General features: G+C 32.7%; 20 protein-coding genes, 1 pseudogene and 1 CRISPR repeat array. Of the genes and pseudogenes, 6 read left to right on the top strand and 15 right to left on the bottom strand.

The window, feature by feature from the left end:
• Positions 1-4 precede the first annotated feature (4 nt).
• Both cas1 and cas9 read right to left on the bottom strand, forming a co-directional pair.
• Positions 5-907, bottom strand: coding sequence for a type II CRISPR-associated endonuclease Cas1 (cas1, locus tag LN051_RS00615; RefSeq protein WP_229292707.1), 903 nt, complete (start codon positions 905-907; stop codon positions 5-7).
• 2 nt (positions 908-909) lie between these two features.
• Positions 910-4,077, bottom strand: a pseudogene (gene cas9, locus LN051_RS00605) (type II CRISPR RNA-guided endonuclease Cas9).
• Between the two features lie 286 nt (positions 4,078-4,363).
• Between cas9 and LN051_RS00600 the strand changes: the two are divergent.
• Entirely contained in the window at positions 4,364-4,780 is a 417-nt protein-coding gene (locus LN051_RS00600; protein WP_229292706.1) for a DUF1433 domain-containing protein, read from the top strand.
• 158 nt (positions 4,781-4,938) lie between these two features.
• Positions 4,939-5,370: a CRISPR direct-repeat array (repeat unit 36 nt; unit sequence GAATACCTTATACCTAAAATTACAGAGTACTAAAAC).
• A gap of 230 nt (positions 5,371-5,600) precedes the next feature.
• Positions 5,601-7,256: an FAD-binding dehydrogenase gene (locus LN051_RS00595; protein WP_229292705.1), complete on the top strand. Its 1,656-nt coding sequence runs from the start codon at positions 5,601-5,603 to the stop codon at positions 7,254-7,256.
• 157 nt (positions 7,257-7,413) lie between these two features.
• Here LN051_RS00595 and mbcS read toward each other — a convergent pair whose 3' ends face one another.
• Together mbcS and argF are read right to left on the bottom strand one after the other, a co-directional pair.
• Entirely contained in the window at positions 7,414-8,994 is a 1,581-nt protein-coding gene (gene mbcS / locus LN051_RS00590; RefSeq protein ID WP_229292704.1) for an acyl-CoA synthetase MbcS, read from the bottom strand.
• Positions 8,995-9,494: 500 nt separating this feature from the next.
• On the bottom strand, positions 9,495-10,502 hold the full coding sequence (gene argF, locus LN051_RS00585) for an ornithine carbamoyltransferase (protein ID WP_229293579.1): 1,008 nt from the start codon (positions 10,500-10,502) through the stop codon (positions 9,495-9,497).
• 463 nt (positions 10,503-10,965) lie between these two features.
• Between argF and spn the strand changes: the two genes are divergently transcribed.
• A complete protein-coding gene (gene spn, locus LN051_RS00580) occupies positions 10,966-11,286 on the top strand; it encodes an SPIN family peroxidase inhibitor (protein ID WP_229292703.1) in 321 nt (106 codons plus the stop codon).
• Positions 11,287-11,446: 160 nt separating this feature from the next.
• On the opposite strand, the gene isaB is transcribed toward spn, so the two are convergent.
• The 6 genes from isaB to LN051_RS00550 form a co-directional block, all read right to left on the bottom strand.
• Positions 11,447-11,947, bottom strand: coding sequence for an immunodominant staphylococcal antigen IsaB family protein (gene isaB / locus LN051_RS00575; RefSeq protein WP_229292702.1), 501 nt, complete (start codon positions 11,945-11,947; stop codon positions 11,447-11,449).
• Positions 11,948-12,229: 282 nt separating this feature from the next.
• A complete protein-coding gene (locus LN051_RS00570) occupies positions 12,230-14,029 on the bottom strand; it encodes an ABC transporter permease (protein ID WP_229292701.1) in 1,800 nt (599 codons plus the stop codon).
• Positions 14,029-14,223, bottom strand: a complete 195-nt coding sequence (locus tag LN051_RS00565; protein ID WP_229292700.1) for a hypothetical protein — start codon at positions 14,221-14,223, stop codon at positions 14,029-14,031. Before LN051_RS00565 ends, LN051_RS00570 begins: the two co-directional genes overlap by 1 nt.
• A gap of 1 nt (position 14,224) precedes the next feature.
• Complete coding sequence (locus LN051_RS00560) at positions 14,225-14,974, bottom strand: ABC transporter ATP-binding protein (protein ID WP_229292699.1); 750 nt, start codon at positions 14,972-14,974, stop codon at positions 14,225-14,227.
• A 90-nt stretch (positions 14,975-15,064) separates the two neighbouring features.
• On the bottom strand, positions 15,065-15,916 hold the full coding sequence (locus LN051_RS00555) for a sensor histidine kinase (RefSeq protein ID WP_229293578.1): 852 nt from the start codon (positions 15,914-15,916) through the stop codon (positions 15,065-15,067).
• Between the two features lie 68 nt (positions 15,917-15,984).
• Positions 15,985-16,650 (bottom strand): response regulator transcription factor, encoded by a 666-nt coding sequence (locus LN051_RS00550; protein ID WP_229292698.1) that lies wholly within the window; start codon positions 16,648-16,650, stop codon positions 15,985-15,987.
• A 131-nt stretch (positions 16,651-16,781) separates the two neighbouring features.
• Here LN051_RS00550 and LN051_RS00545 point away from each other — a divergent pair, with 131 nt between their 5' ends.
• The 3 genes from LN051_RS00545 (at position 16,782) to LN051_RS00535 (ending at position 18,936) form a co-directional block, all read left to right on the top strand.
• Positions 16,782-17,219 carry a VOC family protein gene (locus tag LN051_RS00545; protein WP_338061514.1) on the top strand — a complete coding sequence of 146 codons (438 nt, stop codon included), beginning with the start codon at positions 16,782-16,784 and terminating at the stop codon, positions 17,217-17,219.
• Positions 17,220-17,552: 333 nt separating this feature from the next.
• Positions 17,553-17,825, top strand: a complete 273-nt coding sequence (locus LN051_RS00540) for a hypothetical protein (RefSeq protein WP_229292697.1) — start codon at positions 17,553-17,555, stop codon at positions 17,823-17,825.
• Between the two features lie 343 nt (positions 17,826-18,168).
• On the top strand, positions 18,169-18,936 hold the full coding sequence (locus tag LN051_RS00535) for a hypothetical protein (RefSeq protein ID WP_229292696.1): 768 nt from the start codon (positions 18,169-18,171) through the stop codon (positions 18,934-18,936).
• A gap of 374 nt (positions 18,937-19,310) precedes the next feature.
• On the opposite strand, the gene LN051_RS00530 is transcribed toward LN051_RS00535, so the two are convergent.
• From LN051_RS00530 to LN051_RS00510, 5 genes are all read right to left on the bottom strand, one after another.
• A complete protein-coding gene (locus tag LN051_RS00530) occupies positions 19,311-19,838 on the bottom strand; it encodes a tubby C-terminal domain-like protein (protein ID WP_229292695.1) in 528 nt (175 codons plus the stop codon).
• A gap of 59 nt (positions 19,839-19,897) precedes the next feature.
• Complete coding sequence (locus LN051_RS00525; RefSeq protein WP_229292694.1) at positions 19,898-20,230, bottom strand: hypothetical protein; 333 nt, start codon at positions 20,228-20,230, stop codon at positions 19,898-19,900.
• 582 nt (positions 20,231-20,812) lie between these two features.
• Positions 20,813-21,715 carry a sensor histidine kinase gene (locus LN051_RS00520; RefSeq protein ID WP_229292693.1) on the bottom strand — a complete coding sequence of 301 codons (903 nt, stop codon included), beginning with the start codon at positions 21,713-21,715 and terminating at the stop codon, positions 20,813-20,815.
• A gap of 18 nt (positions 21,716-21,733) precedes the next feature.
• Positions 21,734-22,483 (bottom strand): hypothetical protein, encoded by a 750-nt coding sequence (locus LN051_RS00515; protein WP_229292692.1) that lies wholly within the window; start codon positions 22,481-22,483, stop codon positions 21,734-21,736.
• Positions 22,476-23,390, bottom strand: a complete 915-nt coding sequence (locus tag LN051_RS00510; protein ID WP_229292691.1) for an ABC transporter ATP-binding protein — start codon at positions 23,388-23,390, stop codon at positions 22,476-22,478. The genes LN051_RS00515 and LN051_RS00510 overlap by 8 nt, the downstream gene beginning before the upstream one ends.
• Positions 23,391-23,419: the final 29 nt, after the last annotated feature.

Genomic DNA, 23,419 nt, shown 5'->3' with positions numbered 1-23,419 from the left:
AAATCTATAACTCATAAAACTCGTATTTATTAAGATTAGGAAATTTGATAATGTCAGGTCGACCTTCTCGAAAATACTCAATAATAGACTGAATCATAATTTCAATGGCACGGATAACGGTCTGCATTTTTCCATCTATTTCCACTCGCGCGTGTAACAAATTCACTAGCTTCAAGCGGTACGCCTTAGACATATAATCTTCTGGAGGATGCTTTAGTAAAAATAAATCTACCAATGGGCGAAAAGGTTCTATTAAATCAGATGCTAAATTAAAATGGTTGCGACTGCCAATATGATGAATACCCATAGATGGAATCAATCCTTTTGCAACAATTGTACGTGCAATCGCTGAATTTAGTATAGTATAGCCATAATTTAAAACGGCATTTTCTAATAAATCATCATTGTCTCGTGTAAACTCGGTAAAAAAGCTATTGAAGTAATATTTTGCTGCTTGACCTTCAATATTTTCTCTATCAAACAATTTGACAGAAGATTTTAATTGCTGCATTTTATTGATTCTTGTTTCATCAATTTGATTATGTTTCATGCACTCAATTTGATTTCCAATTTTCTGTCGAACTATCATTTTCCATAATTCGTCTTTCAAAGCTTGCTCCCAAATCAATTGTTCTTTCATTTGACTATATTGTTTAAAATGACCAGAAATCGGCTGTAATATACATTCTGGTAAATGCTTTTGATTACATAAAATGACTAAAATATTATAATCAGACAATTCCACCAGCAACCTAGCTGTTAAAGTCACTGTTAAATCTTCTATAACAATCGCAAAAATATCACTTAAGGGGATTTTAACTTCCAAATCCCCTTTTGTAACTTTCAAACTGTTCAAGTTTAACGACATTTTACCGACATCTGAAGCATATACAATCCGCCATGACATAGTTATATACCTCTTTTAAAAATAAGCTGTGGCTTTTTAGGCGGTGTCGCTTTGTAGAGATTACCTAAAATATCAGTCGTATACTTTTCGATTTGGTTTGTATTTTTACTGATTATTTTAATTATTCTTGGCGTCTTCTTAATATCATTCAATTCACAATACTCTTTATAACGAATGTCTATCATATCCAACTCTATTTTATTAGTTTTAATATTGTTAACTCCAATCACTTTAAACATCTCTTCGTTGAATTTAATTAAATCATTGTAGTAGAACGAGCCGATAAATTTTGCATCTTGATCTATGTTTTTTTTCTGTAATAACACTTTATATGTTTTGTCTGGAATATAATAGTATGTGTCTTTCTTTTTAACATCCAAATAGGTTAATGGGACCATCTTATAGCCTGTGGATGTATGATATACATCAAATCTAAATGATTTTTGGGATAGTTTCACCAGTTTGTTTTCTGAGTCAATATAATTGTTCGTAACATCTAAATGATTTCCTAGTTTTTTATCAGTATACTTCAACCGCTTGACTGCTGGCCCATCCCCTGATTTTGCATATTTAGTAATCATGGTTTCGTTTTCTTCATAATATTTAGCTAGCGGATTTTTTTCATTATTGTATTGCTTGATGACTGTCTGAATTTTTTTAAATGTTTTTGGATCATGATGATACATCAAAAATTTAGTAGGATCTTTTTCGATCAACTTTTTAATATTTGCATTATCTTTGGCATAAATGTTTTTTAACGTTTGAACTACGTACTCTGTATCATCAATTTTTCTTGTTGAATAGAGTGTATCGTTAATGAGTTGTCGGTTAGGTTTTTTATCCACACGGTGCGAGAATTTGATAGCTTTAAAATCTTTAATAGCTTGTGCCTTTTGTGTGTTCTCAAAAAGTTGTTGGTATTCCTGTTCGCTTTGCACATTCGTTCTAATATTTTCTACTTCTCCGCCCGGCTCATCCAAAACTTTTGTTATATTTTTTAAACTTTTATGATGCTTAAATAGAAAATCTGCATTCGCAATAATTAGTGCGTCTTCAGCATGATGCTTGTATCCTTTATTTCTTTCTTTATCAAACTTCCAAACTTTTCGTAAATAATTCGTAAAACCACCGTTAATCGTTTTAACTTTTACTTCTAAATCATTTGCGCTAAAATAAGCTTTTAGTAAATTAGACAATTCACGTGTCGCATAACGTGTATCCACAAGGTTACGATTAATAAATTCTTTTTGAACATCAAATTTACTAATATCACGTTCTTCTAACAAATACTCCTTCTTCTTTTTAGAAATACGATCTTTAGCTTTACTTAAATTCAATACATGTTGTTTAAAAGCTTCATAAGACAATGAAGCATCATTAGATTTTAAATATTGATATGGCGTACGATTATTTTTTTTTCGATTTTCTTCAGCTCTGACTAACACTTTATTTTGCATAGAATTATCAAATGATACTGAACGTGGAATGATATGGTCTACATCATAATGATGCGGATTTCTAATCAAATCATCTAGAGGAATATCTTTTAATGAATATAAGCATTTCCCTTCTTGCATATCGTGAAGTTTAATCTTTTGAATAATTCTTTTAGCGTTGTCATTTCCATATTCTTTGAGGAGCTCTTCTACACGTTGACGTGTTGCCTCATTTTCTTTTTGGAAATTTCTTAAAAACTTTTGTCGATCAGCACTATTGCTTTCTCTCGCGAGCTCTATAATAATATCGTTAGGCAACCCGTATTTTTGTATAACCGCATTGACGACTTCTATAGATTAAATAAATGCACGTTTTACAACAGGAGAAAGTATAAAATCATCTACTAAACTTGTAGGTATTTTTGATTGCTTATTCAATTCGATTTTTTTAGGTTTTAGATTCAACTTCGTAAATAACTCCATTTGGTTTAACGATGTTTCCCATAAATCATCAATAAGTAAAGTGATACATTTAAGTGACAATCGATGTGTTCCTGAATACCCTTTTAAAATACTTATTTTTTGTTTCTCATATTCGGTTAACTCTTCGGGCAATTGATTTAATTGCTCTATAATATGATCGGGTTCTTGATAAATCGTGATAATTTCAGCAATATTGTCCATAAGTTGAATATCATTAAGGTGTTTTGGATTTTCAAAAATATTTTTTAAATCATGATATAACTTAAAATTGGTGAATTCTGGTTTTTCATTTCGATTTACACGATACCCTTTGATATCTACTTCTTCAACATCAATCTCTGTGGCAATATGTTTCAACGTCGGTTTCTTTTTTTGTTTGAAAACATTTTCAATAATCTGAAATTTTTCACCATAAGTTAGTTTTGAATTTTCATCACGTGTAATAACAAGATTATTTAAATCATTTAATGCATTAAACAAGTCGGCACTGTAAGCATACTTCACACTTCTTAATTCATTCGGAAAATATGTACAACGTCCCATCATTTGTTCGTACCATTTTCGAATGTCGCCTTCCCAGCCATACGGACTTCCTTCACCAGGACCTTCAAAATATTCTCTTCTTGTTTCAATTAAATCAATGTATTTATCAATAAATGCTTGATCAATCGCATGAAATTTTGACTGCACCTTTAAAATTTGACGTGCTTCTTTAACAAAATCTTCCGTTTTAAATCTATTTTTTTCTCCTCGAACTTCAGCATCTTGTTCGAAACGCTCTAATTGTAATTCACACACATATTTATCTTCCAACGCTTGAGCATTCTTTTTTAACTGTTCTTTAGTCGAAAGCTCATTTTCATTTTCTTTATCATCTAGCACTACTGCTACGTTATGAATCCCTCTTCGTTTAGCAATATGTAATAACGCAATAACGAGTTCGTCTTTAGTGAGCGCTTCTCTTAAACCTTTTACTCGAATTTGATAAGGATTTGTACTTTGTGGAATATTAGAAGTGTCTAGCAAGTGATACGCTGACAACAATTGTTTTACTCTTGATAGCCGATGTACACGGCGTCGCTTCAAACGACGGGCGCCTCTTTTACTACGTCGACCTTCATTATTCTCAACGTTGGCTTCGGGAAAAAGACGCACGCCGGCATCTATCACTTCTCGTGTTTGGGCATCTACAATACCATATCCAACAGATGTAATACCTATATCGAGCCCTAGTATATAATTTCTTAACATATGCCTTACCCCTTTTTATTTTTAATTATAAAATAAAAAACAAAAAAATCCCACTAATAAATTAGTGGGATAAACACGACATAGTGTCTTGTTTTAGTAGGTTCTGTAATTTTAGGTATAAGCACAAATTAAGTACTTGTAAATTAAATATATCACACCCAATGGCAAAGTCAAGAATTTTCTGAAGAGCGACCTTATATAATTTATCCACTAATATTTCATAAGTAATATCTTTGTTATATAATTTATTCATATCTTCTTCATCTTAAACTTAGGAGCATTTATTATGTCTAAAAAACATATTGTATTATCTATTATTATTGTTATATTAATTATTATTGGTGGTGTCTATTTCAAAATGAAACACGATGAAAAAGAAAGAATTAAACAAGAATACTACAAAGAACAACAAGAACGTATTACGCTTTATCTTAAATATAATACTAAAGAACCGAACACAATTAAATCTGTCCACTTCACTAACATAGAAAACAGCCCTATGGGAAATATCTTTATTGAAGGCTATATCAATAATGATCCTAAAGCCACATTTTCAACACTCCAAACACCAGAAGATCGTTTTCAATTTGAAGGAGATTTAACGACAAGCCCTCCTATAAGTAATTCACTCAATCCTGCTCACAAGATGAAATCTCCTGATGAAATCAAAAAAGAGCTTGAACAAAAAAAGAAAGACCACTAAGCTTAGTAGTCTCAGACCGTAAACAAACTATCGTTTTAAATTGTAAATATAGCGATAGTTTGTTTTTTATATGTATAAAAATGTGGAGCTAAAGTCCTCTCTGGATTTTTATGTCACCCATGTCGCTACTTTTTTCAAACCTCATAATGTTATCTATCTCATACCTTATACCTAAAATTACAGAGTACTAAAACTGGTCTGTGTATGATTGTTTATATGGGAATGAATACCTTATACCTAAAATTACAGAGTACTAAAACTTGGTTCTCCGTATTCATTTCTGACAATTTGAATACCTTATACCTAAAATTACAGAGTACTAAAACGAGCTTCTTTAAGGCTCTCTTTAACGATTTGAATACCTTATACCTAAAATTACAGAGTACTAAAACTGATGCTTGAGTGATAATCACTTCGTATTCGAATACCTTATACCTAAAATTACAGAGTACTAAAACTGAACGTTACAGGGTTATTTGTACCCGATTGAATACCTTATACCTAAAATTACAGAGTACTAAAACAACCTCTAAACATTGTCGACCTTGTAATTAGAATACCTTATACCTAAAATTACAGAGTACTAAAACCTCTAGCTATAGTATACTATAACTCCAAAAATTGTCTAACCTCTTTATATCAACACGTTTTACACGCCTATATTTCAATATCTCTTCCTTCCTGTTCCAAACCCTCAAAATACTACTAAGGTTATTCACTGTACACCTCGTACTTCTCACACAACTACTTTTTATTTATGTTTTGTATCCTATCTAGCACCTGTGCGATACTATAATTATTAAATTTTCGAGGTGATGAAATGCAAAAGCATGTTCATATTATTGGCGCTGGCTTAAGTGGCCTTGTCGCTGCTACTGAACTTTTAAAAAAGGGACACCGTGTAACTTTAATTGACCAAGAACCGCCTCAAGCGATAGGTGGGCAGGCCTATTGGTCATTTGGAGGGCTCTTTTTAGTAAATTCTAAAGTTCAACGTCGTTTAGGTGTCAAAGACAGCTATGACTTAGCATTGAATGATTGGTTAGGTTCTGCTGGGTTTGATCGTTTAGAGGATGAAGATCGTTGGGCGTATGAATGGGCAAAGGCCTATGTGCGTTTTGCGACTTATGAAAAAGAAGATTATTTGCGACAAATGGGTATTAAACTTACGCCAATCCTTGGTTGGGCAGAACGTGGTGGCAGTTCCGCTTCTGGGCATGGTAATTCTGTACCACGTTTTCATATTACTTGGGGCACCGGGGTGGGTCTCGTTGAACCTTTCATTAATTTTGTTTTACAACATGAGGCAACCGGTCAACTCACATTTTTACCTCGCCATCAAGTAACAGAGATTCACATTGAAAATAATGCCATTACTGGTATTTCAGGAAATCAACTTGAAGCAAGCGATGTTCCTATCGGCGCACCTTCCTCTCGTAAGATCGTCGATACATTCCATTTTGATGTTTCCTACTTATTAATTACAATTGGCGGTATTGGTGCTAACGAAACACTTATTAAAAAACATTGGCCGAAAAGACTCGGAGCGCCTCCTAAAACGATGATTCAAGGTGTGCCCGATTCTACAGACGGCAAGCTACTTGAAATTAGTGAACGTTCGGGTATTCAGCTCGTCAATAAAGATCGTATGTGGCATTACACAGAAGGCGTTCAAAACCACACGCCAATTTGGAACAATCATGGCATTCGTATTATTCCAGGGCCTTCGTCCATGTGGTTCACCGCTACAGGACAGCGTATGCAAGCTCCAGACTATCCAGGTTTTGATACGTTACACACACTTGAAACCATTATGAAAACTGGCTACGATTATTCGTGGTTTATTTCAACAGAAGATATCGTCAAAAAAGAATTCGTCTTATCAGGCTCTGAACAAAATCCAGATTTAACTAATAAAGATATTCAACGCTTGATTAAAGAACGTTTAGGCAAGCAAGCTACAGCCCCCGTTCGCGCATTTTTAGAAAAAGGTGCCGATTTCGTCATAGCCGATGACTTAAAAACGTTAACTGAAAAAATGAACGCACTAACAGACACCGATTTAATCGATTATCATCACATTAAAGATGAAATTGAGGCACGCGATTTACAATTAAACAATACATTTAGCAAAGATCCTCAAATCACATTCATACGCAATGCGCGCCAATTTTTAGGAGACAAGCTCATACGCACAGCAAAACCACATCCTATTTTAAGTGGTAAAAACGGCAAATTGATTGCTGTGAAGTTGCATATTATTAGCCGTAAAACGTTAGGTGGCATTCAAACAGACTTAAATGGTCAAGCTTTTAACCAATCTGAACAACGTATAAAAGGCGTTTATGCTGCGGGCGAAGCTTCAGGTTTTGGTGGAGGCGGAGTTCATGGCTATCGCGCATTAGAAGGTACTTTTTTAGGCGGTTGTATTTTTAGTGGCATCCGTGCTGCAGAAGGTATTAACAAGGACACTTGATATAGAATTCATCAGAATACGAGCCATCCCATTTTTTCTTATCGCACATTTTCAGTTTAAAAATTACAGAAGCTGTCTAAGTTTGAAAAAACATTTTTCAATCCTAGACAGCTTTTTGTATATAGGAAAGAAACCGAATCGATTCCCGCTCTATCCTCTATTTTTTATATTTTCGTTTTTCTTCATTGCGTAGCTCTATACGTCTAATTTTTCCGGAATTCGTTTTAGGCAATGTGTCTACAAATTCGATAGCTCGGGGATATTTATAAGGTGCCACACTTTGTTTTACAAACTGCTGCATTTCATGAATCAACGCCTCGTCCCCGTCGTAGCCATCTTGTAAAATAACAAACGCTTTAACGATGTTCCCTCTTTCAGCATGAGGACTTGCGACAACCGCGCATTCTTTTACCGCTTCATGATGCGTCAATGCGTCTTCTACTTCAAAAGGTCCAATCGTATAACCTGAACTGATGATAATATCATCTTTACGTCCTTCAAACCAAAAGTAGCCGTCTTCATCTTTTTGGGCCAAATCACCTGTAACGTGATACCCCGCTACACGTGCTTCTTCCGTGCGGTCTTCGTCATTTAAATAACCTTTGAAAAGTGCTGGCAAGTCTAAAGGTACCGCAATATTCCCTTCTTCATGAGCACCTAATTCGCGCCCTTCATCATCGATGATTGTAACGCCTGTTCCAGGTATTGCTTTTCCCATTGAACCAGGTCTCTGAGGTGTGCCTTCTAAAAAGCCAATCAATAATGTACTTTCCGTTTGACCGTACCCATCACGAACTGTCAAATTAAAATGATGTTCAAATTTCGCAACCACATCACGATTAAGTGGCTCACCAGCTGAAACTGCGCTATGTAAGTGCGTCAATTTATAATCATCTAAATTTTGTAACTTAGCCATCATACGGTATTCTGTTGGCGTACAACATAGCGCATTAATTTTAAAGTCTTGAAGTAATTCAAGATAACGTGACGCTTTAAATTTTCCATTATACACAAACGCAGTGGCCCCTGAACCCATAATCGACAGAAATGGACTCCACACCCATTTTTGCCATCCCGGCGCTGCTGTCGCCCATACGAGATCATCTTCTTTAATATTTAACCATTGTTTAGGTGCCAATTGCATATGCGCAAATCCCCAACCATGCGTATGCATTACTGCCTTGGGGTTACCCGTTGTGCCTGATGTATATGATAAAATCGCCAAATCATTACGTGAAGTGGGATATTTTTCAAGTGATGTAGCATATTTTGATTTTTCTGTTTCGATAGAAGTCCAAGATGTATGTTCGCCTGTTACTAAAAGTTTAATTAAATCCGGATATTCTTTTACTTTTTCAAATTCTGGAATGTAGTCCGGCATTGTAATGACCGCAGACACTTGACCGTGTGAAATGCGATATTGTAAATCTTTTGTGCGTAACATTTCCGAGCTCGGAACAATCGTTAAGCCTAATTTTAAAGCTGCAATATACACTTCATATGTTTCAATCGCACGCGGGAGCATGACCAACACACGATCACCCTTTTTCAAACCACTTTGTTGTAAAACATGCCCGACTTGATTGGCACGTTGTATTAATGTGGCATACGTCACTTTTTCCGGCGCATCAAATGCATGTTCATAAATCAATGCTAACTTTTCTGGATTTTCAGCATATTTTTCAATTTCATCAACAATATTATAATTTTCCGGTGCAAGTAATTCGGATTGATTCATCGTTCAACTTCCTTTCTACTAACTATGTTCATGTTATCAAAGGACTTACAAAGACCATAGAAAATACACTTATAGAGTAAAAAGAATTGACATCAGGTACTAAAATATGTCCTAACTCGTTGACGTAACTTAACATCTCAGAAAATCTATTCGAAAAAGTAGAACATACGTTCGATTTATGTTAGTATGCACTTAGGCCATTGATGGAGAAACTTTAAATAGATGGGGTGATGCTTATAGATGACAAAAAGCAAAGGGGTAAGTGCCAATGACAGATTATGAAATACTAATGATCGTCTTTTCTGTCATGAGTCTCGTTCTCGTGACACAACAACGCAAAAAATAACCACTCAACATCGTGTTGAATGGTTATCATCATTACGGAATAGCCGTCAATAGGCCTAAAGGATTGTATGTGTCGGCATACAGTCCTTTTTATTAAATTCATAGATACTATAACAGTTGAACACAACGAAGTCAAAATATGTGTGTTTATTCTTTTACGATGGTTCACCAATGATACTCGCAATCATCAGTGCTTTTATCGTATGAAGTTTATTTTCGCTTTGATCAAATGATTTACACTTGTTACTTTTAAACACATCATCTGTCACTTCTAAAGCTGTTAAGCCAAATTTTTCATAAATCATTTGTCCAAATTCTGTATCTGTATTATGAATCGCAGGCAAACAATGGAAGAAAATGGTTTCTGGCTTTCCTGTTTTCTCCATCAACTGACGATTCACTTGAAATGCCTTAAGCAGTTCGATACGTTCCCCTATCTCAGATTCTTCACCTTTAGAGGCCCACATGTCCGTATAAAGTACATCCGCATTATGGACGGCTTCATCAACATTTGAAGTCACTGTGATCGTTCCCCCAGACTGTTGGACATAACTTTGTGCTAAATCAAACACGGCTTCGTCTGGTTGTAACGCTTCAGGTGCACAAATTCGTATATTCAATCCACATATTGCGCCAGCAACCATCAAAGAATGCGCCATATTGTTACGACCGTCTCCCAAATAGGTCAATGTGATACCTTCTAAACGCCCAAAATTTTCCTTTATCGTCATAAAATCAGCCAACATTTGTGTCGGATGCCAATCATCCGTCATACCATTCCATACAGGCACAGTCGCATAATGTGCGAAATCGTCGAGTAATGCCTGAGAAGAAATGCGATATTGTATACCATCAAAATAGCAACTTAATACCTTTGCCGTATCTTCAACTGTGTCCTTTTGACCCATTTTAATATCATCATCACTTAAAAACTCCGCATGCGCTCCTAATTCAGTTGCGGCACACATAAAAGCAGCCCGCGTTCTCATAGAAGGCTTATCAAACAGTAAAGCGATATTTCTCCCCTCTAAATAACGCTTTCGTACCCCTTCTTTTTTCTCAGCTTTTAACTGTATCGCAAAATCAATGAGAGATTCAAACGTGTCTTTTGTTAAATCTGTCTCTTTTAAAATAGAAATCCCCTTTAAATCAGTCATTTTCATTACGCCCAAATCTAACTTGCTCCTTTCCTAGTTCACTTGAATGAGGCAAAAATCAGTAACTAATTGGGTTGTTCATAAACACATTTCATTTTTGATTATTGTATAAAGCAAAAGTTTATGCGTATTGAACTAAAAACATTTCAACAATCAGCACGAACCCCACTCCTACCAAAAGACATATACCCTAAGCAATCAAAAATAAAGCTATATGAACATATTTCCAAAGGATAATCACGCAGAAAATGCATATGCATGAAAAAGGGACCTATTCTCTTGAAAGGAAGTCTTACCGCTCAGTTCCCTAAGCCTTCCAGACCTCTAAAAAACACCTATGCGCCGATACTTTAAATACAACTTAATAAAATTAATCATACTTAAATCACCTTTAAGTATGATTAAATAAAAACAATTTTCAAAAAAATCATGATATAGTTAACTCAATAAATAATTAGGAGTGATTACAATGAGTATAGACAAATTAATTTTAACTGCCGTAACAACAGGAGTTTTAGCCACTGGAATTTTCGTAGCAACACCTCACGAATCAGCAAACGCATCGGTTTCATCACAAAATGGTATTGTTTTACACGATAGTTCACGTATTTTAGAGCACGAACTTGACTACGTTGCAGTATTAGTAGATAAAAATGCTGACCCAGAAATCAAAGCAAACTTAAAAGCACACTTTAAAGCACAAGGTTTAAACTCAGTATCTGACATTGTAAAAAAAGCAAAAGCACAAGGCTTAGATACTTCTAAATACGACTACTTAATTAACAAATAATAAACTAAATCAATATATGTCTAACTTCAAATCTGCGCCGTGATGCTGTCACGGCGTTCTGTTTTTTGTAATCCTTACATGCTTTTCAAGTTCGGCATGAGAAAACCGGGTTGAGCGATACATGCTCAACCCGGTTTTGTATGATTATGCTTCACAACTACTACGCGTCGTGTGCGTTAATTTGAAAGTCTGTTACATAACCATCTTTGACAATAATTTGAATGACATTTTTGCCTAATTTATATTTGTAATCTAAGCCTTGTTGGCTTTCATATGGTTCCTCTACAGGTTGTCCAAATGTTTTGATAATATCATCTTTAGAAACTGTATTTTTCTTAACTTCAAAATTAACCATAGATGCAGTGTTATCACCAGTTTTACCAATGATTTGATCATAAATATCAACCATTGTTGTTTCTTGATCTTGGTTACCAGTTATTTTATAGCCGTTAATAACTAAGTTGTTGTTTTTAACAGCATCGATAAATTTTTGTTCTAAAATAAATGCACCTTTGTCAGAAGTGTTACCCTCAATAGTATAACCTTCTTCCGTTGCAGCGTGTACAACTGAAGGGTTGTGGCTCTCGCTTGTAACGTTATATGTGAAAAGTGCAGCAGTAGCAATGCAAGTAGCACAAGAGACTTTTAAAAGTTTTTTCATTGTCGTTATACCTCCGTTATTTTCTAATATTTTTAAATTAATACTCCCAATATTTATAATATAGCATAATTAACATTTTTGAACACCCATACTTTGACCACTTTTAATATAAAGTGTTTTTTTGCACATTCATATATAAAAAGGTGAAAATTACACACCATTCACACACTTGTATTTTTTGTACTAATCAAGCAAAACTGCTTTTACTAAAAAAGAGTAGGACAATGAAATTTAATTCATTTTAGTCCTACTCTTTTATAGAAACTTTTAATTTTTAATTCACTATTGCTTCATTTGTACAATTTTATAGTAGATCGTTGAAGTAATCCAATACATCAAACCATAAATAACAACTACTATAAAAATAATGGCAAAATAACTTGATAAAAATAACGAGATGTCCCGAACACCTAATATACCTAATAAATGATAAATGAGCTTACTTGCAAAAAGTGTATGAATGACTGCAACAAGAATAGGCAGCACAAAAACCCACATAATTTGTTTGTGAATCGTTTTTTTAATTAATTGATAATCAAGCCCTACTTTTTGCATAATGTCAAAATTGCGCTTATCCTCATATCCTTCAGAAATTTGCTTATAATACAACATTAAAAAAGTCCCTGCTAATAAAACGATAGAAACAATAATTCCTATAAAGATTAGACCGCCATTAAGTTCATATAGCATTTTTCTTACTTGTTCTTTAACTGTAATATGCGCATCATATTTTTCTTGAAGTTTTGGTATGGCTTTTTCAAATGCATGTTTGTCTGCCTGAATATTAAAATCGATGTCTGTACTTCCTAAATCGACTTCTGATTTACTTTGTTCGCCTTGATTTGAAGCATAATAACTTGAGATTTTTTTGAATGTCTTATCATCTTTAACAATGATATACGCCGAATCCCCTATAATTTGATTCCCCAACTCATCTTTGTCACTATGAATGACATTATAAACATTTCCTGCAATTTTTATCTTTTTTATATCCTTAAATATAGGTGAACTAGATGACAAAATGATTTCATCTTCTTTTAAACTCACATGTTGATTTTGAGATTGATTATAATCTTTTTCAGTCGTAATAATCCCGTATACCCAAGCGCTGACATACACGCCCGACTTTGAAGTAGTGGGCACCTTCTGCAATTCTCCATCCTTAAAATTAGAAGCAAACATTTGAGAAGCATGAACTCTATATTGATCAACTGTCGTAAGTTGATTAATCTCTTTTTGGAGTGTTTCTATGCGCTTATTTACTTTTTGATCAAAATTATAATTTCCACCTAACACAACTTTATAGTCTGTTTTCATCTGATTGACCACTTGACTTTCCAATCCTCGATACGTTATCAATGTCATCCCCATTGTGACAATTAAAAATGAACATAGCATAGTAATACTTGCTAATCCAATAGCATTGGTTTTCATTCGAGATAACAATCCAGAAATGAAAAAGAAGTTTTTAGGTTTGTAATAAATTCTAGGTATTCTTTTTAAACTTTGAAGTAATAAAATACTTAAAGACATGAATAAACAGTATGTCCCTATCATGACACATAAAATTGCCAAAAATATACGTGGAAATGCGCTTGCCACTGTTTCTGTAGTTAATGCTATATAATATCCATAAGCTAAAAATACAGATCCTACCACACATAATATGATAAGCAGCCATTTTTTCGTTGTTTTCTCGCCAGCATGACTTTCATTCATTAATTTAATAGGGCTACGCGTACTCGTGTGTATAATATTGATAATAAATAAAATAAAGAAAAGTATAGCATTGAGCACGAGCGTCATGACCATCGCATTTAAGCTGAATGGATAGTGCATAATTGAAATTTGTGTTTGACTAATCAATTTATTCAGTATCAAAAATAACAAATTGCCGAATAAATAACCGCCAATTATACTTAACACACTCGTCACTACAAATTGAGCGAATAATTCTAAACTTGATAGTAAATAAAGGTGTTTTTTCTCTAACCCTAGTACCATTTGTAGTGCATATTCTTTACGTCGACGCTTCATAATAAAACCATTAGCATAAATAATAAAAACACACGTTAAAATCATTAGATAGCATTAACAAATTTCAACAAACTTGGTAAGTCTTTATGACGTTCTAAAATATAATCATTATTAATAATCGATGTAATAATATATTCTAACCCCAACATAATACTAGCCGTAACAACAAAAGGAATAAACAACGACTTCAACGCAATAAAATTACGTTTTACAAGTTTTAAAATAAGTTGAAGTGTCATATTAAACACCTCTTCCGTTTAATAAAGCTAAGCTATCGGAAATACGCTTTTGAAACGCTTGTTGCGTCTCTTCCCCTTTATAAAGTTCGTGATATAAACTTCCATCTTTAATAAACAAAATACGATTGGCAAATGAAGCATCTCGGATGGAATGTGTCACCATTAAAATCGTTTGTTGATTATGATTAATTTCTTTGAACATATTCATAATTTCATCAGATGTTTTAGAATCAAGTGCGCCCGTAGGCTCATCTGCAAGAAGTAACTGAGGCTTATTTATTAAAGCACGTGCAATAGCCACACGTTGTCTTTGTCCACCCGAAACTTGATACGGATATTTTTCAAGCAACGTTTCAATACCTAATTGACGCGTAACGTGTACGATTCGATCTTGCATCGTTTTAACATCTACATTTGAAAGCACCAGTGGCATCAAAACATTATCTTTATTGCTCATCGTGTCTAAAACATTAAAATCTTGAAAGACGAATCCTAATTCATCCCGACGAAAACTTGCAACCGATTTATTTTTAAGTTGATGTAACGCTTGGCCGTTAATCGTAATCGTCCCCTCTGTTGGTCGATCAAATGTCGCAATCAGATTAAGTAGTGTAGACTTTCCTGAACCCGATTCTCCCATAATCGCAACAAATTCCCCTTCTTGTATGTCAAAATTCATATCTTTAAGTGCTGTAACCGTATTGATTCCTTTACCATATACTTTTTGTAGATATCTTACGCTTAATAGCATAGGATCGTTCCCTCCTTTTTCTTTGACTTAAGTGTATAAGATAAAGAAAACAGCAACATTTATAATTTCTTACAAAAGTTGCTGCGAAACTTACATTTTTGAAAGGTTTGAATCAACAGGGAAGTAAATCGTAAATGTCGTTGAAACCCCTTGCTCTGAATTCACTTCTATCGGATGTTGTAGCTTTTTTGAAATTTGCTTCACGACAAACAAACCTATCCCACTTGATTTTTCATTCAATCGTCCGTTAGTACCAGAATACCCCTTTTCGAATATTTTAGGTAAGTCTGCTTTACTAATACCTATCCCGTTATCACGAATGGAAAGTGCTTTTTGATCGCTATCATATGCTATCCAAATGTCACCACTTTTCGTATATTTCAACGCATTATTTAATATTTGTTCAATCATAATGCGTAACCATTGCGCATCCGTAGTTACTTTTTGATGAAGATTGTCTGTATGTATTCGCGTTTGATTTTCAATAAAATGTAAGGCATAACGTTTAATTAAAGGTTTAACAACCGCTTCAAGCGTGACACTTTTAGCGACCATGTCCGTTTCATGATTCAACAATTTTAAGTAATTCAATGCTAAATTGGTATAATTTTCAATTTCAGTTATTTCTTGACGGACACGATTTACTGTCCCTGCTTCGTGACGCTCTAACAACAATTTTGAAGCAGTGATCGGCGTTTTAATTTGATGTATCCATGTTAAGAAATAATTTTCAATATCTTTTTGATACATACGATGCGCCATTTTTTCCTCATGTAACATATCTTTTAACTGTTCATTCGCCTGCTTTACAGTTTCTTCTTTATGAAATGAGAGATACTTAAGTGCTAAAACAACGCCAAATACAAATATACCGATTGCTAATGTTAATAAATAAGCTTCCATCGATAGCGCATATACATAAAATGTAATCAAGAATAACATGTAGAATAAAATACAACTGATAATATCACTTTTAATGGTTCTCAAAAAACTCAAAGACGTCACCTTCTTTACACTTTATAACCCACGTTTTTCTTTGTTTGTATCAAATCCAATACCCCTAATTGCTTAAGCTTTTTACGTAAACGAGACATATTAACCGCAAGCGTATTATCATCTATAAAATTTTCTGATTGCCAACATTGTTCGATCAAAGCATTACGACTTACAAATTGACCTTCATTTAAAAACAGCAATTGCAAAATTTGCAGTTCCGTCAATGTTAATGCAACAGTTTCCCCTTCATAAGTTAGCAAAGCTTTCTCAACCAAAAGTTGACACCCTTTCACGTTGAGTTCCGTTTGCTCCACTTTAAAATCATAAGCGCGTCTTAATAATGCTTGTATTTTCATAATCGTTAAACTTAAATTAAAAGGCTTTTCAATAAAATCATCCGCACCCATTTGCATGGACATCATTTGATTCATATTGTCTGAAGCCGAACTAATAAAAATAATGGGAACTTTAGATACATTTCGTATTTCTTGGCACCAATGAAAACCATTCAAATGAGGGAGGTTAATATCTAATAAAACTAAATGGGGCTGCATATCCAAAAAACGTTCTTTAATGTGGTAATAGTCTTGAATATTGATTGCGTCATGATTCCATTTTTTTAGTTCTTTAACTAAACTCTCAGCAATAATCATATCGTCTTCAACAATCATGATTTTCATTTAGCTAACCTCCTTTTTTATCATATTAACATAAGTTAAGAAATCGCATTCATGTCTTTAACATCTTTACAATATGTTTTGTGAATTTGGGTATAGTAGTTGTATCAAATTACTTAAAAAGGAGCATCTACATGATTAAATCCGTTTCTTACTTTAATTTCGAAAATGCGTTAGAAGCCTTAAATTTTTACGAAGCAAAACTTGGTGCAGAAGTGGTCTCAAAAACAATGGGTGACGATGAAATGTTTAAAGATTTACCAGAAGAATATAAAATGCCCAAAGACGTGGCAAAACGCTTTGTCATGAATGCAGAGTTCAAAATTTTAGGTGAAACATTTATGGTAAGTTCCACACGAGATGAACGTCCAATTAGTAATGAAGGTACCAATGTATGCTTCACCTTCGATGGCAGCAATGACGCAGATGTCAAAGCGGCTACGGACTTTTACAAGCGTGCGATTGAAGCAGGTTGTGAAGAGACAATGCCTTTAGGAGAAACCGAATGGTCAAAACTTTATGGCATGTTCAAAGATCCATATGGTGTAACATGGATGATAAATGCTTGTTAAAAATATAAATGTGTGACGCGGTTTATGATACGTCTAAAAGACAAAAAACATCATAAACATAGTTGAAAAATGACTCAAAAGTAAAAGTTGAAAAAACATTTTTCAAAATCGAAAACATTGATTTTATTGAAATGCATCGCAACAACTTAAGGGTAACTATCTCAAATTGAAATAGTTATCCTTATTATTATAGACGAAAGTATAACAGACTCATGCTTTGACGAATTTTGCTTTAAAATACACCATAAAATAATTCGCATACTTTATCAATATTGTCACCAGCGCAAAAACGCTTCTAACCATGGATTAATATACGTTTTTGGAGGTTAACAGATGATAGTCGTCATATATCAATACATTTTGTTTTTTGTCATTTTAGGAGCATATGGCTTAATGGTTGGAGGTTATATGGACATAAGATGGAATTTTTTATTATCTGAATATGGCATGTTTGTAGGATTCCTTTATATGTTTTATATTTCAATCTATAAAAGTCCAGAATTTAGCAAGCGAAAAATTAAAATAATCACAATTATTAGTTCTATTTTAACAATTCTTATCCTTCTAGCTCTAGGCCATTTACTATTTATCTTACTCACCAAATAAAAACAATTTAAAATGTTTATGTTTTCTTCCCAATACCTTGTTACTTTAATTTGCCAAAATACTTAAGTTGGCGAATGATCGGTTTAATGGCTCATGCTATGCCGACATTCGTCTGCAAGTTTAGTTAAGGGTTCTTTAAAAATAAATAAAAATTTATATAAATAACTATTTCTTTACAACTTTATAATTCATAATTATAATTTAGTTGAATCTTATGAGAATACTTAACATGCTATAAAATACGTCCAAATTACAATCATTTTTTTAAATTTAATGGTTAGTGTATTCTGATTAGAAATAAAAAAATAAAAATTAATGATTTTTATTAAAAAGGTGAACAATAATGAAAGAAATAGTAAACTTTTTCATTTTAACTTTAGCTCTTTTAAAAGCTTTAGGGAAATTTTTGGATAATAAGAAATTCGATTTTTATTCAACAGTTTTTCTCCAAATAGCAGTTTTTTTGATTATAGGCGTAACTTTATTTTCTATAGATTTTATATTATTGTATTATTTTTACTATCATACAAGCTTTTCTTTCATAATACTCACTATAGATTTTTCAATAATATTATTCCTTACTTTCATGTACATTGCCACTTTTAGATTATCTTTAAATAGTTTCATACTATTCTTAGATAATGATAATTCGATTTTCGAAAGAAAAAGTATTATATCTCCGTTTAATAAAGAGTTATTGAAAGTTCAAGATGAAGAGGCATTAGTTAAAAAGTACACAAAGAAACACAGAATTTACCAATATATTTATAATTATCAGGTTGAACAATTTGACTATATTGACATAAATCGTCAAAAATATAAAGAGTTTGTGTGCCAACAAAAAAGATTCAGTTGGAAAAGAACTTTCAAATATAATTCAAAAATGGCATTATTGGTCGTGGGTTTTTGGGGAGTGTTTTTGATTACTTCAATCATTGCATTTATGTGGTCATTTTTACATTTTTCACCGATGCCAATAATAATCATCATACATATTTCAATATATATATTTAATGTTTACTTTTTATCAAAAATTTTTCCAAATCTATATAAAGAAAATTATAAAGACAAAGTAAAAATAATGAGGTATCTAAGAAGTTTTAGACATTAATGATAGTACGATTTCTCGAATTGATTTGGTTCACCCTAAATATGTATACTTCCTCGTTTGTTGGCGTTATTTCCAGCAATAAAATGCGATTATAAGTCTAATATTTTCCAATTATGTTGTATCTTGCAAACAAGAAAGCAAAATAACATTATAGTGTTTATTTTAATAATCAATAAATTTTATAGATATATATACATACAAATATTCCTTCTATTACAAGTTATCTACCTGAAAAAGCATTGAACTTAAATTACATATATCTACACGTACAGACAATACAGATACATATTTGTTAGATTATATTATTCAATTACATTTTTATAAAATGCATTAATACACGTTTTATTGCCATGTATTTAGTCTCTTTTTTAAAACTACTCGCCATACAAATAGGTATGGAATATTCCTAAGAAAAGAAGTTCATATTCTTTCAAAGAATCATCCAAAAGTTCAAAATAGTTAGATACGGGAGAGGTTAAAGGATTTTTCCATTTAGCTACTTTTTGATTTATTTCTTTATTAATGATGTATGCCCATTCTCCTATGTTTTTATGTAATTCATAGCTAGAATTCAAAAAGCGAAATTCGTTTTTTTCAGAGAGCTTAAACCAATGGCGGTCTACAATATTCAGAGAGATTGATTCCTTATTTTTCTGAGTAAAATGAATTATAAAATCTCTAAACTTAAAAGGACTTCTTTGTTTAGATACAAAAGCTAATTCGTTGTCTTTATTATAGACTTTAAAACTATTAAAAAACTTTCCGTCTCCTATTAAATCAATAGAACGTGTGAAAATATTAGCATAGCTTTTTTTAAGATACCCAATCGTCTCATCGGTATCTTCGTTTACTATTTTAGTACGTGCTGTAGATAGTTTATTGTATATTTTATATTTGTACATTGAAAATCAATCCTTTGCATAGAAATAAATTAACTAAGCGCAACAACGATTTCCTAACGTTAATAATTATCTTTCAAAATCTTATTAATCAAACTTACATATAGTTTACTATTGCGATAACCTTCTAAAATATCATTAACTTGCCCCATTGGGATTTCAGGAAGATTTCTAATTTCACATAACTTTGCCTTAAATTCTCTCTTTGTTACCTTTTCATTTTCAGTTGTTAATTTAAATAAATACTTATTTAACTTGTCAATTTCATCAACCTTATAACCATAACGTAATAATACCAAATCTTTAGTCTTCAAGTCAGGCGCTAATTCTTCCTGAAGCACATCTATAGACTGTTTAATTAATAAGAGCTTAGACTCTAACTCTTCGTTGTTCATTAAATCCATCCTTTCTTATATCAAATCTCCAGCATCCTATACGACAATCTAAAAATTTTTAATAATCGTACGCATCAGATTTTAAGCAACTTCCCCTTTTATGATACTTAAAGTAGCTTCTTTCGATTTTAAAATATAATTCAAAGTTGGGACTACATATTTTTTCAACGTTTTTCTATAGCTTTTTTCATTGGTACTTACTTGACAACAACAATACTATACTTATTATGAATGTTTCAAATGATTCCTTTTATTTAAAATTAACTTTCTATTTTAGTATTTAAAAACATACTAATAAAAATTCGTAATTTATAGCCTTATCGCTATAATTCAATCAATAACTAGTTTTTCTAGATATACCAATTTCCTCACTATTCACGATAACGAGGGGACTTTTGTAAACTAATATCGTCTATTTTCTTGTGCGGCATTATATGGTTTCCATGTTTAAAAAATGAAGCCATCCATGATATCTAAGGTCGAGATATATGGATGCCTTCATTGCTTATTTTAAATATGTTTAATGGTTCGTTTTGCCCTTGTGCTTTTCGTTTTCACTCTTACTTGTTTCACGTGTGACATTTACGCGCTTTTTAATGCGATTTCTATTTCAAAAATCGGCTTTTTAAATTGAACGCTCACTGATCCTTGTTGTCGCTCTACCAAACTTTTCACTATATATAATCCTACGCCTGATTGATAATCTGTACGGCTTTCGTCTAACGTATAGGAACGTTCAAAAAGCTTTAATAACTGTTCCTCATTCATGTTCAATTGCGTGCCATTTTTAATACAAACCACAATTTCACTGTTCGTTTTTCTAAAACTTATATGCGCTAAACTCATCCCATAACGGAGTACATTTTGTATCACATTACTCATGACCCTCATCATACCTTCTTTATGCGCGTACACGTTTAAAACTTGTGCTTCATCAAATTCAATTTGAATTTGTTTTTCTTCAAATTGATGAAAGTACGATATGAGTTGTGTTTTTGTAAAATCGACAATATCTATTTTTTCTAATTCTAAATCGTAATCAAACGCATTGAAATACGTCAGTTCATGAAAGAGATTCACACTTTGTATTAAATGCGATACTTTGCCATCTATCGCTTGAATATATTGCTTTATGTCATTTTCATTATTCGTTTCTTGAAGTAGCTCTGTATATCCTTTGATGGCTGTTAGCGGCGTTCTTAAATCATGAGAAACATTGTTAATTTCTTTGTTTAACATCAATTCTTTTTTTCTATAAAATTGGTGATACTTCTTTACTTGATTGATGTACGCATTCAACGCTTGAATCAATGATTTACTTCCTTGAAACCCCGTTGATGACCTTATATATTGATTAGATTCAATATCTTCATTTAATTGATTGAGTTGTAACTCAATATATTTTAATTCGCTTTTTAATCTCCAATAACATACCCCTAATATGGCGATAACTAAAACAAGTAATGTGATAACAACGTATAACATAAAACCTCTTCCTTAATATTAATGCTCTAATTTTTTAAATTTCAAATAGCCTAAAACTAAACTGAATAGGCCCATCATTAATCCAATAATCCAATACTCGATACCTAAATCCACATGGTGAGATATGTACATTTGTAAATTTTCATCTAATAAATATTGCGGTGTTAATTTGTAAATAGGCTCAAATCCTTTATTTAATAGCGTTAATCCGTAAAAGAGTTGTTTTAACCCTGTAAAAAGCAACAAAATCGTTATAACCACACCAACTGCATTCATTCTAGAACTGAATAACGCATGCCCCACAGCGAGTGCTCCAAATATCATAGGCGCCATATTAATAATGCTGTATACCAATAGCATAATATTTCTTGTTCCATCCTCAAATAGCAAACTTCCCATTGTGATCAAAATTAAAAAAGATACGAGACAAACAGTAAAAAAATAATATAGCAATGCGTAAAACTTCCCAAAGTATAATGTTTTTTTAGGCATATCAAAAGCAATGCTTACTTTTTCACTTTGATGAATTTCTTTTGTATGGAAAAATTGGTTAACAATAACACTAATTATAATAATTAATCCACTAAATCCTACCACATTCACATAATAAAATCGGGCATTATCGTAAGGAAAATAACTGCCTGATTGTCCCGTAAAATACAGTACTAACCCTGCTAAAATAATAAGCACATAACATACAGCTGCTAAAATATAGAATTTCTTACTTCTTAGCATAAGATAATTTTGGCTTTTTAAAAAATTAATCATGGGACTCACCCCTTTGTTCTTGTAAAAAATAATTTTCCAAATTAAACAACTCTTCTTTAATTTGATATACACGTATGCCTTGCTCCCACATGAGCGCATTCACTTCACTTGGCTCTAAAACATCAGACTTAATCATAATGGTTTCATCGCGAAGTACTTTATAATCTATGTCTGAATTTGTATTGTCTATGATTTGTACTGCTTTAGACGTTTGATCTACCTTTAAAGAAATGGCTTTTTTCGCCTTTTTAAATAGTGCCTCTCTACTCACTGATTCAACCAAGTGACCCTTTTCAATAAAGACGAATTGGGTAGCAATTTGCTGCAATTCACTTAAAATGTGACTAGAAATCAAAACGGTCATTCCGTACGTTTTATTCAATTGGACGATAAGATTACGAAAATCTCTTATTCCTTCTACGTCTAAACCATTAATAGGCTCATCTAAAATAATCAAATCCGGTGCATTAAGTAACGCTAATGCAATGCCTAATCGTTGTTTCATCCCTAAAGAATAGGCTTTTACTTTTTTAGATACTTGTCCCAGTCCCACTTCATCCAAAACATCTTGAATACGTTGTTTATCGATAAGTCCATATTGCGTCGCAAAATATTCTAAATTTTGCTTAGCAGTAAAGTGGGTTATAAAGACAGACGTATCAATTAAAAATCCTATCCGTTTTCGCACTTCCTGATTTGGTTTAGCTACACGACCAAATAGTTCTATCGTGCCTTCAGTAGGTTGAATGTGATTGGCAATCAACTTAATCAATGTAGACTTCCCTGCGCCATTTTTACCAATTAGCGCACAAATTTCTCCTTTTTTTAAAGTAAAATTCGTTGGATGTAGTGCAAGATGGGTTTGATACTTTTTACTTAAATGCTTCGTTTTTATAACAACATCCATAAAAAAACCTCCTTCTATAACTTTACTAT

Origin of the sequence: Staphylococcus ratti (assembly GCF_020883535.1) — a bacterium.
In the GTDB taxonomy this organism is placed as follows: domain Bacteria; phylum Bacillota; class Bacilli; order Staphylococcales; family Staphylococcaceae; genus Staphylococcus; species Staphylococcus ratti.
The sequence above is the reverse complement of the archived record's forward strand: the minus strand, read 5'-3'. Positions and strand labels throughout refer to the sequence as shown.

Coding starts and splice junctions, on each gene's coding strand:
- cas1 (WP_229292707.1), bottom strand. CDS start 907: ATGTCATGGCGGATTGTATATGCTTCAGATGTCGGTAAAATGTCGTTA.
- LN051_RS00600 (WP_229292706.1), top strand. CDS start 4,364: ATGTCTAAAAAACATATTGTATTATCTATTATTATTGTTATATTAATT.
- LN051_RS00595 (WP_229292705.1), top strand. CDS start 5,601: ATGCAAAAGCATGTTCATATTATTGGCGCTGGCTTAAGTGGCCTTGTC.
- mbcS (WP_229292704.1), bottom strand. CDS start 8,994: ATGAATCAATCCGAATTACTTGCACCGGAAAATTATAATATTGTTGAT.
- argF (WP_229293579.1), bottom strand. CDS start 10,502: ATGAAAATGACTGATTTAAAGGGGATTTCTATTTTAAAAGAGACAGAT.
- spn (WP_229292703.1), top strand. CDS start 10,966: ATGAGTATAGACAAATTAATTTTAACTGCCGTAACAACAGGAGTTTTA.
- isaB (WP_229292702.1), bottom strand. CDS start 11,947: ATGAAAAAACTTTTAAAAGTCTCTTGTGCTACTTGCATTGCTACTGCT.
- LN051_RS00570 (WP_229292701.1), bottom strand. CDS start 14,029: ATGATTTTAACGTGTGTTTTTATTATTTATGCTAATGGTTTTATTATG.
- LN051_RS00565 (WP_229292700.1), bottom strand. CDS start 14,223: ATGACACTTCAACTTATTTTAAAACTTGTAAAACGTAATTTTATTGCG.
- LN051_RS00560 (WP_229292699.1), bottom strand. CDS start 14,974: ATGCTATTAAGCGTAAGATATCTACAAAAAGTATATGGTAAAGGAATC.
- LN051_RS00555 (WP_229293578.1), bottom strand. CDS start 15,916: ATGTTATTCTTGATTACATTTTATGTATATGCGCTATCGATGGAAGCT.
- LN051_RS00550 (WP_229292698.1), bottom strand. CDS start 16,650: ATGAAAATCATGATTGTTGAAGACGATATGATTATTGCTGAGAGTTTA.
- LN051_RS00545 (WP_338061514.1), top strand. CDS start 16,782: ATGATTAAATCCGTTTCTTACTTTAATTTCGAAAATGCGTTAGAAGCC.
- LN051_RS00540 (WP_229292697.1), top strand. CDS start 17,553: ATGATAGTCGTCATATATCAATACATTTTGTTTTTTGTCATTTTAGGA.
- LN051_RS00535 (WP_229292696.1), top strand. CDS start 18,169: ATGAAAGAAATAGTAAACTTTTTCATTTTAACTTTAGCTCTTTTAAAA.
- LN051_RS00530 (WP_229292695.1), bottom strand. CDS start 19,838: ATGTACAAATATAAAATATACAATAAACTATCTACAGCACGTACTAAA.
- LN051_RS00525 (WP_229292694.1), bottom strand. CDS start 20,230: ATGAACAACGAAGAGTTAGAGTCTAAGCTCTTATTAATTAAACAGTCT.
- LN051_RS00520 (WP_229292693.1), bottom strand. CDS start 21,715: ATGTTATACGTTGTTATCACATTACTTGTTTTAGTTATCGCCATATTA.
- LN051_RS00515 (WP_229292692.1), bottom strand. CDS start 22,483: ATGATTAATTTTTTAAAAAGCCAAAATTATCTTATGCTAAGAAGTAAG.
- LN051_RS00510 (WP_229292691.1), bottom strand. CDS start 23,390: ATGGATGTTGTTATAAAAACGAAGCATTTAAGTAAAAAGTATCAAACC.